The sequence below is a fragment of the Mesorhizobium sp. WSM2240 genome (genome assembly GCF_040438645.1).
Taxonomy (GTDB): Bacteria; Pseudomonadota; Alphaproteobacteria; order Rhizobiales; family Rhizobiaceae; genus Allomesorhizobium.
Genome location: NZ_CP159256.1, coordinates 612,663 through 628,438 on the forward strand (window position 1 = coordinate 612,663; position 15,776 = coordinate 628,438).

The following is a 15,776-nucleotide window of genomic DNA, read 5'->3' on the forward strand; positions in this document are numbered from 1 at the left end:
CAGGAAGGACCGACCTGATCTGCCTCAGCCCCGATCGTTGAGGAGCAGTACGTTTTTCATGATTGCATCACTTGTTTTTCCAGCTCGGAGAAAACGAGGGCTCCAATGACCCAGGACAAAGTCACGGTAGGCGTCGTGGTGCCGATGTTCAATGCCGAGCGAACCATTGGTGCGACGCTGACCAGCATCTGTCGGCAGAGCCATCAGGCACTGGACATTATTGTGGTGGATGATGGGTCGACGGACCGGTCCGTATCAATCGTGGCCGCCTACGCCGAGCAAGATCGGCGTATACGCCTTCTCAGGCAGTCAAACGCGGGTGTTGCGCATGCCCGCAACAGCGGTGCCGCTTCCACCGACGCAGCGTTTCTGGCGTTTGTTGACGCGGATGATCTTTGGGCCTCCTCCAAAATCGCGCTGCAACTGCGTGTCCTGAAGGAAGGTGGCTCGTTAGCAGGCCTGGCATATTGCTGGTTTGCGGATATCGATGAGGACGGTCGGATATTTTCATTCAACCAGCCCGATGCCGAAGGTCGCGTGCTCCAACGCATGTGCAGAAACAATTTTGTCGGTAACGGAAGTTCGATGCTTGTGCGTCACTCCGCATTCGAGCGGGCGGGACAATTCGATCCGTCCTTGAGGGCCAGGGACGCAGAAGGCTGCGAGGACTTCCTATTGTGCCTCAGAATAGCGGAGAATTACGAGTTTCGTGTCGTGCCCCAACACCTTGTGGGTTACCGAAGGACGATCGGGAGCATGTCGAGCAATGTCATGCAGATGTTTCGTTCGTATGAAATTGTCCTTGCCGAGTTTCGCGAAAAATATCCGCAATTCGGAAGCGATCTCGATGCCCATCTGCTTGACATGATCAATACGCTTGCCGTGAGAGCTTTGGTTGGCGGGCGGCCTTCCGCAGCCTGGTACCTGTCGAAGAAGCTCTTCTTCCTGGATCCGCGCACGGCGATTTCGCGTCTGCCTCACACGGTCGACGTCTACTGCCGTGGGTTGGTTCCTCGCTGGATCAAAGTTCGAGTAAAACGGATGCGAAACGAGGAGGTCCGGCCTCTTTATGGAGAGATTTTCGCTGGATCAAAGTTCGAGTAAAACGGAAACGAAACGCCGAGTTTCCGCCTCTTTATGAAGAGATTTTCTGGTTAAGATGAGCGCGCGCCTCTTCGGCGGATTGCGGCGGCTGTTCCGCCCGGCAGCTGCACCGGCATGGGGCGGACCAACGGTCGTGGGCTCGGGTTGGCTGCGGCGGTTCTGGAAGGGCGCCGGGCTCATCCTGTTTATGAAAAGTCGTCGGAGTGACGAAGAGCTCCGCGCAGGACAACGCGCCATGGTTCGCTGGTGGTTCTTCTATCAACTAAAGCCCCTCGCGCGCGCGGCCGGCAGGCTGCGCGGTCCAGACTTTCGGTTCAGCGTTGCGGAATCGTCTCGCTTGCTTCCGTCTCAGCATGGCCCGGCTCAATGTCATCGTGAGAGGCCAAACTGCTAGAACGGCGCAGCCGAGAACCGACCGCCAAATCCGCTCCCGAAAAACTATCCGGGATTTAGCGGAACCGCTGTCCGCGAATTACTGCAACACGCAATTATGGGTAGAATCTATGGCCTCGCGGGCAAATACGATCGTTCCTCCGCAAGTCGCCGCTTGGTCAGTTTCTTTCCCGAAACCCTTTTCCCAACGGCCTGACCGACGGTCTGTTTTGCCGTCAAAAGATGCGAGCCATTCATCGCGTTGCTCCCACAGGAATCGATGGAACTGGGCGGATTTTGGAAAATTGGCCCGTGATCGCACTAGATTGGCGGGTATTCTTTACCCGAACGCAGCTATCGTCACCGTCGATCTCGATCTCGATCCCGAATTGGGCAAGCACCAGCCACATTGGGCGAGGTCCACCTGCATCTGTCGCGACGTCTAGATGTTTGATCCCAGGCTTTGATGGCGCATTCTTGTCGTCCGAATCAAAGGATGCGCTATGGGCCAAGTTCTTCACAGGAGCGCCACGACGACAGAGGCGATCCGTCGAGCGATACAACATAGTCAAGAGAGCTTGAGGGCGCTCGCCAAACGCTACGGTATCAATCAGAAGACAGTCGCCAAGGCGCAAGCGAGCCTCGGTCGCCGATCTTCCGACAGGTCCCAGAGAACCGAGGTCGACTGTGCTCTCTCCTGAGGAGGAGGCTGTCATCGTCGCTTTCCGGCGCTATACGCTGCTGCCGCTCGACGATTGCCTCTATGCGCTGCAGCCGACGATCCCGCATCTGACGCGCTCGTCGCTTCATCGCTGCCTACAGCGTCACGGCATCGGCCGGCTTCCGGACGTCGAGGGCGACAAGCCGGCGAAGAAGAAGTTCAAGGCCTATCCGATCGGCTACTTCCACATCGATATCGCCGAGGTCCGGACCGAGCAGGGCAAGCTCCACATGTTCGTCGCCATCGACCGAACATCGAAGTTCGCCTTCGTCGAATTGCACGAGAGAGCCACGACAGCGATCTCGGCCGACTTTCTGCGTCACCTTCTCGAGGCAGTCCCCTACAAGGTCCACACAGTGCTCACCGACAACGGCATCCAATTCACGACACCTGGCGCCGGGGGCTCGGCCGTCCCGTTGATCAAGGAAGCCATGGCCGCGGGAGAGATCATCTGGGCGCACGCCTTCGAGCACGCATGTGCAAGGGCTGATATCGATCACCGGACGACCAAGCCAAAACACCCCTGGACCAATGGCCAGGTCGAACGCATGAACCGAACGATCAAAGACGCGACGGTCAGGCGCTTCTACTACGAAACCCATGACCAACTCCGCCAGCATCTCGCCGACTTCGTCTCAGCATACAATTTCGGCCGGAGACCGAAGACCCTAAAGGGCCTTACCCCCTACGAATACGTCTGCAAAATCTGGACGCAACAGCCCAGTCGCTTCACATCTGATCCAACCCATAATGCCGGGACTAAACATCTAGGTCAGGCGGTGCGAAAGCGGATAGAGGAAAACTTGTCACTCGCGGCAGTGGCTGCCGCGCTCTCGATTTGTCGTGCCGTAGGCCACTTCCGCGAAATGCCGGTCATAGCCGGCTACAGTACCAGGCCAGCGCCGTTTCGACGATCCTGTCGATTCCGGATTGGTTCGAAACCCAGCCCAGCTCCTGCTCAGCCTTGCCGGCCGCGGCCACAAGCGCCGGCGGGTCACCTGCTCTGCGCGGACCATAAACCACCGATAGGCGCGTTCCCGAAACTCGGCTCACCGCATCGACCAGTTCCTTCACCGTAGTCCCGGTTCCGGTGCCGAGATTGTAGACGTGGACTCCCGCGTCGCGGAGAAGCTTCTCCGCCGCCAGAACGTGGGCACGTGCGAGATCGGTGACGTGGATGTAGTCCCGCTCAGCGGTTCCATCGCGGGTATCGAGGTCCGCACCGTTGATGGTAAAAATCCGGCCCGGCTTGACTGCCGCCTCGATAGCCAGCGGAATGACATGTGTTTCCGGTTCATGCCGCTCCCCGATCTCGCCGTCGGGATCGCATCCAGCCGCGTTGAAATACCGAAGCACGACCGCGTTGAGGCCATGGGCAACCGAGAGGTCGTCCACCATCCGTTCTATGATGAATTTCGACCACCCGTAGGGATTGATCGGCGATTGCGGATGCGTTTCGTCAATTGGAGACCGGATTGGAACACCGTAAGATGCGCAGGTGCTCGAAAAGATAAGCTTGTCGACGCCGACCTTGAGCATTTCCTCAAGCAAAACCAACGACCCAAAGCTGTTGTTTCGGTAATAGAGTTCCGGGTGCTCGACGGACTCACCAACATAGGCATAGGCGGCGAAATGCGCCACCACATCCGGCCGATACTGGTGTAGCGCTGCCGCCACGGCGGCGGCGTCGGAAATGTCGCCCTCGACGATCGGTCCCCATTTGACCGCATCGCGCCAGCCACGCGAGAGGTTGTCATACGCAATGACCGACCAACCGGATTCGGCGAACGCCTTGCAACAGTGGGACCCTACATAGCCGGCCCCGCCCGTGACCAAGACTGTCTTCATTCGGCAGCGGCGGGCCGGACATGCCCCGCTGAAACCAAGTCGTCGAAATAGGCGATGGTCTTGGCAAGACCATCGCGCAATACGGTTCTTGGCTTCCAGTTGAGCTCGCGCAAAGCACACCCGATATCAGGCTGTCGCTGCCTTGGGTCGTCGACGGGCAAGGGCAAAAACCTGATCTTGGAGCGGCTTCCGGTAAGTTCGATCACAAGATTGGCGAGTTCCAGCATCGTGAATTCGACCGGATTGCCGAGATTGATCGGACCGGTAACATCGTCAGCCGTTTGCATCAGGCGAACCAGACCGTCGATGAGATCGTCGACGTAGCAAAATGAACGGGTTTGGTGGCCGGTGCCATACACCGTTATCGGCTCGTTTTGCAGTGCCTGCACGATGAAGTTGGAAATGACGCGGCCGTCGTCCGGACGCATCCTCGGACCGTACGTGTTGAAGATGCGCGCTACCTTGATCCGCAGCCTGTGCTGTCGCCAATGGTCGAAGAACAGGGTTTCTGCACAGCGCTTGCCTTCGTCGTAACAGGAACGGGGCCCTATCGGATTTACCCTGCCCCAATAGTCCTCGGTCTGCGGATGAACTTCAGGGTCGCCATAAACTTCGGAAGTGGACGCCTGAAGGATCTTCCCGCGAACTCGCTTGGCCAAGCCGAGCATGTTGATCGCCCCATGGACACTGGTCTTGGTCGTCTGGACCGGATCGAACTGATAGTGAACGGGGCTTGCCGGGCAGGCAAGGTTGTAAATTTCATCGACTTCTACGTAGAGCGGAAACGTCACGTCGTGGCGAATGATCTCGAAGAATCTGTTGTCGAGCAGATGCGCCACGTTCCTTCGACTTCCGGTGAAGAAATTGTCGAGGCATGCCACCTCATGACCGTCGCCAAGCAGCCGCTCACACAAGAACGATCCAAGGAAACCTGCACCCCCAGTCACCAGGATTCGTTTTACCTGCTGCATTTGGAGTCTCCGAGCCATTTGGCCGAGCCAAATAAGATAGCCTGAGTTCAGGGTGATTTACTAGGGCCTGCTTTCACTTTACGTTACCGACAACAAATTGTTGTCGATAACGTCACCGCCAACCGCCCAGTGTTGCGCTGAGGAAATATCGGGGAAAGACCCCGGCTCATTCAGCGCGCCGCGCGAGCGCCAGATGCAACCCGCCTTGAAGCGGTCAAATCATGGATATAGTTCTGCAGGGGCGGTGTTTTACGCCCCGTCAAAAGGCTGGTTCAGAAAGTGCCGACATGAATGTCCCTTTGACGCATCTGCAACGCCTAGAGTTCGAGGCCATCCATATTTTTCGCGAGGTGGCGGCGGCGTTTGCCAAGCCGGTGATGCTCTATTCGGTTGGCAAGGATTCGTCGGTGCTGCTGCATCTGGCGATGAAGGCATTTTATCCGGCCAAGCCGCCATTTCCGTTCTTGCACGTCGACACGACCTGGAAATTCCGCGAGATGATCGAGTTTCGCGATCAGATGGCCAAGAAGCTGGGCTTCGACCTTCTTGTGCACGTCAACGAGGACGGCGTGCGCGACGGCATCAATCCGTTCGATCACGGCTCCAACACCCACACTCATGTCATGAAGACGGTGGGCCTGCGCCAGGCGCTCGACAAATACGGTTTCGACGCGGCCTTTGGCGGCGCCCGCCGCGACGAGGAAAAGTCGCGCGCGAAAGAGCGCATCTTCTCGTTCCGCAATGCGCAGCACGTCTGGGACCCCAAGAACCAGCGCCCGGAAATGTGGAAGATCTACAACACCCGGATTTCGCCGGGTGAATCGATCCGCGTCTTCCCGCTGTCCAACTGGACCGAGCTCGACATTTGGCAATACATCTTGCGCGAGGACATCCCGATCGTGCCGCTTTATTTCGCCAAAAAGCGGCCGGTGGTGAACCGCGACGGCATGCTGATCATGCGCGATGACGAGCGCATGAAGCTTAGGCCCGGCGAAGTCATCGAGAACCGCCTGGTCCGTTTCAGGACGCTCGGCTGCTATCCGCTGACCGGGGCGATCGATTCCGACGCCGACGATCTCGAAGGCATCGTCAATGAGATGCTGATTGCCCGAACCTCGGAACGCCAGGGCCGGCTGATCGACCGGGACGAGGCCGGCTCGATGGAAAAGAAGAAGCGCGAAGGATATTTCTGAGAATGCGCCGTACGTCGTCGACAACGGCCGCTGGGGTCGTCGATATCGATGGATTTCTCGCCGACCAGGAACAGAAGTCGCTGCTGCGCTTCCTGACCTGCGGTTCGGTCGACGACGGCAAGTCGACGCTGATCGGCCGGCTGCTGTCCGACACCAAGCAGATATTCGAGGACCAGCTGGCCACGCTGGAGCGCGATTCCAAGAAGCACGGCACGACCGGCGACGACATTGATTTCGCGTTGCTGGTGGATGGGCTGGAGGCCGAGCGCGAGCAGGGCATCACCATCGACGTCGCCTACCGTTTCTTCGCCACGCCCAAGCGCAAATTCATCGTGGCCGACACGCCCGGCCATGAACAATATACGCGCAACATGGCGACGGGCGCCTCGACCGCCGATCTCGCCATCGTGCTGGTCGACGCCAGGCAGGGTGTGCTGCGCCAGACCCGCCGCCATTCGATCATCGCCTCGCTGCTCGGCATCCGCCACGTGGTGCTTGCGGTCAATAAGATCGATCTGGTCGGCTTCGACCGCGACGTGTTCGCCAGGATCGTCGCCGACTACACGGAATTCGCCAAGGATCTCGGCTTCTCGTCGATCGTGCCGATCCCGATGTCGGCCCGCTTCGGCGACAACGTCTCGCGGCGCTCGGAAAAGACCGGCTGGTATGGCGGCCCGACCTTGATCGACCATCTCGAAACGGTGGTGGTCGATCCCGCGAGCGAACAGCCGTTCCGGTTTCCCGTGCAGTATGTAAACCGGCCGAATCTCGATTTCCGCGGTTTTGCGGGAACGGTCGCGTCGGGCTCCATCGGAGCGGGCGAAGAGATCGTCGTTGCAAAATCCGGCAAGAAGTCGCGCATCAAGCGCATCGTTGCACAGGACGGCGATCTCGAACGGGCGGTGGAGGGGCAGGCGGTCACCATCGTCCTGGAGGACGAGGTCGAGGTCTCGCGCGGCAATCTTCTGGTTGCGCCCGAAGCACGGCCGCAGGTCGCCGACCAGTTCGCAGCCAACCTCGTCTGGTTCGACGAGCAGGCGCTTTTGCCCGGCCGCTCCTACATATTGCGCACCGAGACCGACCAGGCGAGCGCGACCATTTCGGAATTGAAATACCGCCTCAATGTCAATGACTTCGCGCGGGAAGCGGCGAAATCGCTGGCGATGAACGAGGTCGGCGTCGTCAACATCTCGACGCAGTCGCCGATCGCCTTCGACAGCTTCGCCGAAAACCGCACCACCGGCGCGTTCATCCTGATCGATCGCATCACCAATGCGACCGTCGGGGCCGGCATGATCCTGCACCCGCTGCGCCGCGCATCGAATGTGCATTGGCAGGCGCTCGACGTCGCCAAATCGGCCCGTGCGGATATAAAGCACCAGAAGCCGGCGGTTCTCTGGTTCACCGGGCTTTCGGGCTCGGGCAAGTCGACCATCGCCAATCTGCTCGAGAAGAAGCTGCATGCGAGCGGTCGCCACACCTACATTCTCGACGGCGATAATGTCCGCCACGGTCTTAACCGCGATCTCGGCTTCACCGACGAAGACCGCGTCGAAAACATCCGCCGCGTCGCCGAAGTGGCGCGCCTGATGGTCGATGCCGGCCTGATCGTGCTCGTCTCCTTCATCTCGCCGTTCCGCGCCGAGCGCCGCATGGCGCGCGAGATCGTGGCCGAGGGCGAGTTCGTCGAGGTGTTCGTCGACACGCCGTTCGAGGAATGCGCCGCACGCGACCCGAAAGGGCTCTATGCGAAAGCGCTCAGCGGCGAGATAAAGAACTTCACCGGCCTGGATTCGCCTTACGAACGGCCGGAAAATGCCGACGTGCGACTAGAAACGATCGGCAAAACGCCGGAAGAGATGGTAGATGCGCTCGAAAGATGGCTCCATGACCGCAATATTGTCCAACGACCTGTTGACGACGAAGGTGGATCCATCTGACGACGCGGCAGTCCTGGCCCTTTTCGAAGGCTTGGCGCTTTCGGCTGGTCGCGCCATCATGGCGATTTTCGATGCCGCAATCGTCTTTGAGACGAAAGCTGACGCCTCGCCGGTGACCGAGGCGGACCGCGCCGCCGAGCGGGTGATCCTTGAAGGGCTGCGCGAGACGCTGGCCGGCATCGCCTGCGTGGCGGAAGAGGAAATCGCCGCCGGTGTGGTGCCGGTGCTGGAAGGCGATGCAATCCTGCTGATCGACCCGCTCGACGGGACGAAGGAATTCATCAACCGCAACAGCGATTTCACCGTCAACATCGCGCTCGTGCGCCGCGGCGTTCCGGAAATCGGCGTGGTCTATGCTCCGGCAAGGGGTGTGTTGTACTCCGGCCGTCCCGGCGAAGCGACCGAAGTTTCAATTTCGCCGGATTTTTTGCCGGCGGCCCGCCGCAAGATATCGGCTCGCAACGCGACCAAGCCGCTGACGATCGTCGCAAGCCGGTCCCACCGCACGCCCGAGACCGACGAATTCATCGCCAGGTTCGAGGGTCCGGAGATCATATCGGTGGGCTCGTCGTTGAAATTCTGCCTGCTGGCGAGCGGAGAGGCCGATCTGTATCCGCGTTTCGGCCGCACCATGGAATGGGATACCGCGGCCGGTGATGCCGTGCTCCGAGCGGCTGGCGGGCGAACCACACTCATTGACGGCCGGCTGCTTCGCTATGGCAAACGCGGTCAACGCGACGAGAAGGATTTCGCAAATCCCTGGTTCATAGCAGACACGTCACCGGCTACGGCCGATTAGCGTTTACGCTGACTGAGCATCCATGCGTTTCCAGCAGAACAGAACTGACGCTAATCTCTCCGGCAAAACATCCTGCTGTAGCAGGATCCGTTCCGGTTCAAGGATCGAAGCATTCTCAGCGTATGCCGGTCATCCAGCGTGTCGCCCCAGTTTTCCTCTATGCACAGCAACTGCCAGTCATTTCCGAATCGGGCCTTTGCCAGCTCGAACTCGCGCCGGATGGCCCCCTCGACGGCTTCGTGGAACGGTATGATCGTCGCTTCTGCCATGACAAACAATGTAACACATTGCAAGAATGGGGCCAATGATCATTGTGCTGCTCAATCGGCTCTTGGGCCAGATCTCTAGACCGGCCAGGCCCATGATGGTGGCGAAGGTCGTTTCGTGCGCCGGCGCACCCTCCGAGCAGAGCATCGGAGTGTTTTGAGGGATTGTTCTCGTCCCGGGTTCGGTCGAACAGGTACCGTATCGCCCTCAGTCGTGCGGCCCTGCCGGATCGGCGTGGAGCTCAGCGCGGATCTGGCCAACGTGATCTTGTGGCGGATCCCGGCGAACGCAGAAACTTGGCGGGGCCAAGTCCACCGATCGGCTGCGCCGCGAATGGGACGACTGGCTGAGACAACCTCAGGCGTGCGCAAACTATTCAGGCACGCGGGATATGCGTCGTTGAACGATCAAAGGCAATCTCGCCAAGAGCAACAGACTTTAACGCGTCGTGATTGAGGATCTTCAACGAGCCGTGGTCGTATTGGGTCAGATACCGCCGTTCCCATTCTCTCAGGCAGCGATTCACTTTCGCTCGAGACGCCGGGACCATTGCCGCTAGGTCGGTCTGGGAAACGTGGATGCTCAGAGCTCTATCTACGGTAGCCGTGCTGTGCCGTCTCTCAGTCAATCTCAAGAGTGTGCTCGCCAATCGAATGGAGAGCGCACTGGCCGCACTATGGATCACTCGCTCTTGCGCGTCGTGCATGGCTTGGCACAAGAACGGGATCGCCTTTAGTGCGAGATCGGGGTGTTTGTCGAAGACGCTAGTCAGGAACGCTACTTTGATCTGCAACACGTCGCTCTCCGCAACTGAAGCAGCGTTCATGATACTGCGTCGCGCGGTGAACAATCTAGCGACGTCGAAAGTGTCGCCAGGACCAAGATCCGCAAAGATAAACTCTCGACCATCTGAGAGGGGAACACTAAGACGAACTTTGCCGCGAAGTAAGCAGTAAATATAAAGCGATCTGTCGCCAAGGTGAATTAAGCTTCTGTTCTTTGCAATCCTTCGTTGGATGGCTACTTTCGCCAATTCATTCAGAACATCTTGCCCAAAATGCCGAAAGAAGGATATTTTTTGAAGCTGCTTTACACGGACGTCAACATCACTATCTGCCATGGTACTGTCCCCTTGATAGGGTAAAGCGCCCCGGTCCCTAAAAGCGTTGCCTTGACTGCCTCTTTGAACGGGTCCGTTTCCGGTCCCGTCTCACGCAATCGCGCTGAGGCATGAATGTATTAGCACATCAGGATACCACGAAATAATCACTCCAGTGTGCCCGTGGTAACAGCCGACATGTCCCTGAGACGTTTAAATCTAAATCAAATCTGAACGATTGGAAGTAAGCCGTTGGGATAACCCCCCCTCCTTATGGAACGTCGTGTTCCATGACTCGAGGAAGGAGATGGGGTACAAGTCGGGATTCATTTTTATGAGGCATGCACCCACCGAGGCGTCGCATGCGGTCTGGAAGCAGAGCGCAGAACCGTTACGGCTTCCTTTGGGAGCAGTTTGCGTGTTTCTCGCTACTGCTGATTTCCTCCTCGGGCAGACAATAATTCTTACGTCAAGTGAGGTCTATCATAGGCTCCTCGGAGTGAGTCCGCCAAATATTTGGGAGACGATCTATCTAAGTGTTACCGCCGGCCTATTGCTTGTCGCATTCATGGCTGCCAAGGGCGCCTACACAGTTAGCGGCATCCTGAACGATCACCTCGGGCTCAAAACCCTCTTGACCGGATGGCTGTTTGTCTTCTTTTCAATTCTCTGGCTCGTCTTTCTCACGAAGACTTCGTCGACGTTCTCGCGCGGCTCCTTGACGCTGGCGTTTGCGGTCGGATTCCTAACTCTGCTGCCTGGCCACGCGGTTCTAACGCGTGTGCTGAAACGGCTCCTGGCAGCTGAGAAGCTCGTCTTGCGCACAGTTTATCTGTTTTACTCTGGCGTTCCTGGAATGGAACAGGGGATAATCGGCAAGCTCCGGCAACAGGGCATCGCGGTATGCGGCGTTTCCAACATCGAGAACCGTGATGGCACGCTCGCAGCACGATCGGCGCATGCCGCCGTCAAAGCTGCTCAGGCCGCGTTCCGCAGAAGCCCGTATGGGGCAGTTTATCTCTTTTGCTCTTGGGACGAGCGGAAGTTGATCGAACGCATCTTGGAGGAAATGTCCCGCCTCCCGCTGCCGATCTATCTTTTCGCCGATGCCTACATTGATAAGATTCTGGCCGGTTCCCCGCTGCGCACTGGCTGGCAGCAAGCCTTCGAAGTCCAGCGCGCGCCTTTGAGGCCTGCCGAACGCCTGCTCAAGCGGCTATTCGATATTGCTCTTGCATCACTGCTACTGCTGTTCCTGTTTCCGTTGATGGCCCTGGTCGCAGTTGCCATAGCACTCGAGAACGGTCGCCCTGTGCTGTTCCGGCAGACGCGGCGGGGATTTGGTGGTAAGCCGTTCAATATCTACAAGTTCCGATCGATGACCGTGCAGGAGAACGGTACGGAGATTCGCCAGGTTCAGCGTGGTGACGCGCGGGTTACCCGGCTTGGCCGAATCTTGCGCCGAGCAAACATCGACGAGCTGCCGCAGTTATTCAATGTGCTTCGGGGGGAGATGTCCCTCGTTGGGCCGCGGCCTCACGCTGTCGCTCATGACGACACCTATAGTCTACTCATTGCTAGCTATGCTTATCGCTGTCATGTAAAACCCGGTTTAACAGGCTGGGCTCAGATTAATGGCTTTCGAGGGGAAACCAAGGAGCTCTGGAGGATGGAAAAACGCGTTGAGCATGACCTCTGGTACATAAAGTCCTGGAGCATGCGTCTCGATCTTAAAATAATTTGGAAAAGTGCTTTACTGCTGTTTTCGGATCGTAATGCCTATTGATGTTCAGCAGCTCAGGGCCGGCGGCGCACACCGGAACGCCAGTGAGTCATCCCGGCCAGGCTGTTACACCTTCGAGCTGCTATCTCCACGCGCCTTTTCCGTCCAGGTCTGGTGGAAAAGAAGGGGGTGATCACACTAGGCTCCGGACCCATAAAAGGGGTTCCTCTGACGGCGGGATTGTGATTCAGGGTCTCTGAGGGGGACCCGTCATGAATCGCGACTATTTCTGGCTCAGCGATGAGCAGTTTGGGCTGCTTGAACCGCATCTGCCGACCGACACCCGAGGCAAGCCGCGCGTCGAGGATCGCCGCGTGATCAGCGGCATCATCCATGTGGTGAAGAGCGGCGGACGCTGGGTCGACGCTCCGTCGGTCTGTGGACCGCGCAAGACCCTCTACAACCGGTTCCAGCGCTGGTCGGCCAAGGGCGTTGGAGCGCCATTTTCCATGCTCTCGCCAACGCAGGCGGGCCTCCGGCCGAGCTTCTCATCGGCTCATCGGCGGTAAGGGCGCATCGCTGTGCGGCCGGCGGCAAAGGGGGGAGCAAAATCAGGCCATCGGTCGTTCGAGAGGCGGACCACCAAAATCCATGCTCTGACGGATGGATTGTGCCGGCCGGTTGCCTTCTCCTGACCGGCGGCCAGGTCGCCGACTGCACTGCCGGGGCGCTGCTGATCGAGCAGATGCCGGCGGCGCCAATCCTGCATGCCGACAAAGGCTATGACAGCAATGCCATCCGGGAGCAGGTTCGCGGACGCGGCGCGTTCGCCAATATCCCGCCCAAGGCGAACCGGAAATGGAAGAACTGCTTCTCGCCCTTCCTCTACAGAGACCGCAATGCGTTTGAGCGCATGTTCTGTCGCATCAAGGACTTCCGCCGCATCGCAACCCGCTACGATCGGCTCGCCCGGAACTTCCTCGCCGCCGTCTGCATCGCCGCAACCGTCAGCTACTGGTTATGAGTCTTGGCCCTAATCGACGGTCCTCCACGACCGAGACAACTTCGATCCAACTCCTTCCGCCCGATCCGGGATGGCCACACGGATCGGGCATCTCCTAATGCCCACAACCGGCAGAAAAGTCATAAGACAAGACAACCGTCTAGCCCTGATAATATTGGCTATAGCGGCTACTGTAGAATTCGGCACTTCCGAATTTTTGGTATCGCTTGATTTTTTTCATATCGACCTTGTTAAGCAAGACGCCGATACATTTGTCTCTCAGAAACAAATTGTTGTCGACGCTTTCGCGTACGAATTGGCGAGCGGTGCTGCCCCACTCGATAACCAGAACAACGGCGTCAAGGTGCTGGGCAAGCGATCTCGCGTCTGCGACGGGAGCTATAGGAGGCAAATCAACAACAACGTAGTTGAACTTCGCACCTACATCGAACAGAAACTCGGCCGTACTTTCGATAGACTGCACCGGCCTTGGCAACGTTTGTTGGTTGCGGTTCGCACCAGGCAGGAAGACCAGAGGCAATGACTGATGGACCAGCAAATCGCCAGGATTAAAGTCTCCAGCCAACATCTCAGCAAAGCCGCGTTCCCAGCCGCTGGCCAACATAGGTGATAGGCCCGGATTGTGTATATCCGCATCGATCAACATTGTCGTGTGGCGCTGCATTGCAAGCATTATCGCCAAATTGGAGGAGACCAGCGATTTCCCTTCCCCCGGGAGGCACGAGACGACGCCGATCGTCTTCGTGGTCTTGCCCTGCAGCTCGACATCAACGGCGACTTTCACGGTTCGCATCGCCTCGGCGAATTCGGAGCGCCGATTTTGCTCAACCCAGTTGTAGGCACTGTTCGCCACCTCAATGAATGATGGGTTTCCGGCCGTGCCATCTCGCTTCTCTCGGCGAACCGGTTTCCCCTCGAGCAATGGGATCATGCCAAGTGTCTCTAATCCAAGTTCGTTGCGCACTTGGCTGCTTGTACGGAAAAAGCGCTCCCGGTACTCTCGAACTCCGGCCAAGCCCGTACCAACCAAACCGCCGAGCGCCACGCAAATTGCCAAGGTGAGGCTGTTGCTTGGGAAGCTCGGTGTACCGGGGAGTGGTGCCTGCGAGATAACCCGCGCCTCCGTCAACGCGAGCGACTGGTTCTGCAGGGTCGCTTGGTAGTGCTCCAAAAGCTGCTGGTATTGTGACTTGAGAGAGGAAGCGTCAAGTTCGAGTTGGCGCAGGGTAGTAACCAGTCTGACGTTGGTCAACGCATTGTCTGAGCGGAATTTGTGAACTGCAAGTTCGGCTTCGACCGATCGCTTGCGAACGTCTTCGAGCTCTTCCATCAGCGCACTGCGGGCTCGGGTGATCGCCTCATTTTTGGCTACGAGCTGGTCAGAAAGGTAAATGTCGGCATACTTGCCGGCAATTTTTTGCGCCATCTCGGGGTTGGGGGACCAAAAATCGATCTGCAGGATGTAAGAATCTCCTACCCGGTTTACCACGAGATTCTCAGCGAGAATGCCGAATGCCTGCCGTCGACGATCGGGTCCACCCGGCCCAGCCGATTTGACCGACGGTGCGGTTTCTTCGGAACTGCTGATCGATGATTGCACGAGCTCAATGACCGATCTTTTGAGACCAACGAGCAATGAATAGGGTGCGGACAGGAAGGACTGATCGGCGGCGAGACCCAGGCTATCGACGACCTTTAGCCCGATGCGGTCAGAGCGCAACAGTTCAACCTGGCTTACCATCATCGGGTTGAGCTGCGTGGACGTGCCGTTCTCCATTAGCTGCATCACGACGGGTGGCTGGTTCTTGTCGATCAGAATTCTCGTAGTTGACCGGTATAAGGGCACCTCGGCCTGAAGATAGGCGAGCCCCAGCAAAAGTCCTCCCATTGCGCAGGTAAAGACAAACCTCAGCTGCCGGCGTGCCGCTGCGAGTAGTGTTTCGAAATCAATCGTTTCCGACTGAGGCTCACCGATTATGACGGTAGAATCCGGATGCCAGTTATCAGCTTTGCGGAGCATATTCAGACCCCGTGGAATGAGACTGGCCACGCACAGGTAGTGGCAAAATCACCATATCACGTTATTAAATTAAAACCTCTGGAAATTCAGAATCGACGCCGGGGCAGCGAGCGGAGTGCATGGGCTCTTTTGCGGCTCATGCCCGGCCATCGCCCCCACAGATCCGGACGGGCGGCTTCCTGCACCTCGCTCTTCCCGCGAGTAACCACTGTCATATTCTCCGCCTAACCCCGATGTACGCGTGATGTGTGGAGTGGATAGGCGGATGCGTGCCGGCAAGGCCTCGAGCTCCGGCGAGCCCGTGCCGCCGCCTTTTGTGGGCCGGCCATGATAGCCGCAGTGCCCACGCAGGACGGCGGCGGCCCACTCGTGCTGATTGGTCCGCGGCGCTTGCATGAACCGTCAGCCCTCCAGGGCCCCAACGGCTTGAGCTTGCGAGCCAGGCGTTTCCCCCCGTCTAGTGCATCGCCATGAGCCAGCCATCTCAGGTCCGCCCGCGGTAGCGGGTTAAGCGGTGATCCCCCCGCGCCGGACTGTATCGCAGGTCGAATGCTCACCGGGAACGAGGGCGAGATAACCTATGAACTGAGGCTGGTTCTCGAGCCGCGGGACGTCACCGATCCGGTGACGAAGGTCGCTGCGTTCAGATCGACACCACGCAACGCCTGTAGCGCCCACCATCGACGCCAGCGACG

At 58.3% G+C, this 15,776-nt stretch carries 11 protein-coding genes and 2 pseudogenes; 8 read left to right on the forward strand and 5 right to left on the reverse strand.

The window, feature by feature from the left end; translation table 11 throughout:
- Positions 1-105 precede the first annotated feature (105 nt).
- On the forward strand, positions 106-1,104 hold the full coding sequence (locus ABVK50_RS32580; RefSeq protein ID WP_353646438.1) for a glycosyltransferase family A protein: 999 nt from the start codon (positions 106-108) through the stop codon (positions 1,102-1,104).
- An 875-nt stretch (positions 1,105-1,979) separates the two neighbouring features.
- A pseudogene (locus ABVK50_RS32585) lies at positions 1,980-2,946 on the forward strand (IS481 family transposase); the annotation flags it as partial.
- A 124-nt stretch (positions 2,947-3,070) separates the two neighbouring features.
- Here the strand turns inward: ABVK50_RS32585 and galE are convergent.
- Both galE and ABVK50_RS32595 read right to left on the reverse strand, forming a co-directional pair.
- Positions 3,071-4,045 (reverse strand): UDP-glucose 4-epimerase GalE, encoded by a 975-nt coding sequence (gene galE, locus ABVK50_RS32590; protein WP_353646439.1) that lies wholly within the window; start codon positions 4,043-4,045, stop codon positions 3,071-3,073.
- Positions 4,042-5,016 (reverse strand): UDP-glucuronic acid decarboxylase family protein, encoded by a 975-nt coding sequence (locus ABVK50_RS32595; RefSeq protein WP_353646440.1) that lies wholly within the window; start codon positions 5,014-5,016, stop codon positions 4,042-4,044. The genes galE and ABVK50_RS32595 overlap by 4 nt, the downstream gene beginning before the upstream one ends.
- Before the next feature lie 287 nt (positions 5,017-5,303).
- Here ABVK50_RS32595 and cysD point away from each other — a divergent pair, with 287 nt between their 5' ends.
- The 3 genes from cysD to cysQ are packed head-to-tail and all read left to right on the forward strand — an operon-like array spanning position 5,304 to position 8,948.
- Positions 5,304-6,209 carry a sulfate adenylyltransferase subunit CysD gene (gene cysD / locus ABVK50_RS32600; protein WP_353646441.1) on the forward strand — a complete coding sequence of 302 codons (906 nt, stop codon included), beginning with the start codon at positions 5,304-5,306 and terminating at the stop codon, positions 6,207-6,209.
- Between the two features lie 2 nt (positions 6,210-6,211).
- Entirely contained in the window at positions 6,212-8,149 is a 1,938-nt protein-coding gene (cysN, locus tag ABVK50_RS32605) for a sulfate adenylyltransferase subunit CysN (protein ID WP_353646442.1), read from the forward strand.
- Positions 8,097-8,948 (forward strand): 3'(2'),5'-bisphosphate nucleotidase CysQ, encoded by an 852-nt coding sequence (gene cysQ / locus ABVK50_RS32610; RefSeq protein ID WP_353646443.1) that lies wholly within the window; start codon positions 8,097-8,099, stop codon positions 8,946-8,948. Before cysN ends, cysQ begins: the two co-directional genes overlap by 53 nt.
- 643 nt (positions 8,949-9,591) lie before the next feature.
- Here cysQ and ABVK50_RS32615 read toward each other — a convergent pair.
- Positions 9,592-10,335, reverse strand: coding sequence for a Crp/Fnr family transcriptional regulator (locus ABVK50_RS32615; protein WP_353646444.1), 744 nt, complete (start codon positions 10,333-10,335; stop codon positions 9,592-9,594).
- A 478-nt stretch (positions 10,336-10,813) separates the two neighbouring features.
- Between ABVK50_RS32615 and ABVK50_RS32620 the strand changes: the two genes are divergently transcribed.
- From ABVK50_RS32620 to ABVK50_RS32630, 3 genes are all read left to right on the forward strand, one after another.
- A complete protein-coding gene (locus ABVK50_RS32620) occupies positions 10,814-12,100 on the forward strand; it encodes an exopolysaccharide biosynthesis polyprenyl glycosylphosphotransferase (protein WP_353646445.1) in 1,287 nt (428 codons plus the stop codon).
- 209 nt (positions 12,101-12,309) lie between these two features.
- Positions 12,310-12,606 carry a transposase gene (locus ABVK50_RS32625; RefSeq protein ID WP_353646446.1) on the forward strand — a complete coding sequence of 99 codons (297 nt, stop codon included), beginning with the start codon at positions 12,310-12,312 and terminating at the stop codon, positions 12,604-12,606.
- Positions 12,540-13,061 carry an IS5 family transposase gene (locus tag ABVK50_RS32630; protein WP_353646911.1) on the forward strand — a complete coding sequence of 174 codons (522 nt, stop codon included), beginning with the start codon at positions 12,540-12,542 and terminating at the stop codon, positions 13,059-13,061. Before ABVK50_RS32625 ends, ABVK50_RS32630 begins: the two co-directional genes overlap by 67 nt.
- A 139-nt stretch (positions 13,062-13,200) precedes the next feature.
- Here ABVK50_RS32630 and ABVK50_RS32635 read toward each other — a convergent pair whose 3' ends face one another.
- Positions 13,201-15,081, reverse strand: coding sequence for a P-loop NTPase (locus tag ABVK50_RS32635; RefSeq protein WP_353646447.1), 1,881 nt, complete (start codon positions 15,079-15,081; stop codon positions 13,201-13,203).
- A gap of 513 nt (positions 15,082-15,594) precedes the next feature.
- Positions 15,595-15,755, reverse strand: a pseudogene (locus tag ABVK50_RS32640) (transposase); the annotation flags it as partial.
- Between the last annotated feature and the right edge of the window lie 21 nt (positions 15,756-15,776).

Excerpts from the sequence above, each read along its gene's own strand:
- ABVK50_RS32580 (WP_353646438.1), top strand. The coding sequence starts at position 106 with ATGACCCAGGACAAAGTCACGGTAGGCGTCGTGGTGCCGATGTTCAAT.
- galE (WP_353646439.1), bottom strand. The coding sequence starts at position 4,045 with ATGAAGACAGTCTTGGTCACGGGCGGGGCCGGCTATGTAGGGTCCCAC.
- ABVK50_RS32595 (WP_353646440.1), bottom strand. The coding sequence starts at position 5,016 with ATGCAGCAGGTAAAACGAATCCTGGTGACTGGGGGTGCAGGTTTCCTT.
- cysD (WP_353646441.1), top strand. The coding sequence starts at position 5,304 with ATGAATGTCCCTTTGACGCATCTGCAACGCCTAGAGTTCGAGGCCATC.
- cysN (WP_353646442.1), top strand. The coding sequence starts at position 6,212 with ATGCGCCGTACGTCGTCGACAACGGCCGCTGGGGTCGTCGATATCGAT.
- cysQ (WP_353646443.1), top strand. The coding sequence starts at position 8,097 with ATGACCGCAATATTGTCCAACGACCTGTTGACGACGAAGGTGGATCCA.
- ABVK50_RS32615 (WP_353646444.1), bottom strand. The coding sequence starts at position 10,335 with ATGGCAGATAGTGATGTTGACGTCCGTGTAAAGCAGCTTCAAAAAATA.
- ABVK50_RS32625 (WP_353646446.1), top strand. The coding sequence starts at position 12,310 with ATGAATCGCGACTATTTCTGGCTCAGCGATGAGCAGTTTGGGCTGCTT.
- ABVK50_RS32635 (WP_353646447.1), bottom strand. The coding sequence starts at position 15,081 with ATGCTCCGCAAAGCTGATAACTGGCATCCGGATTCTACCGTCATAATC.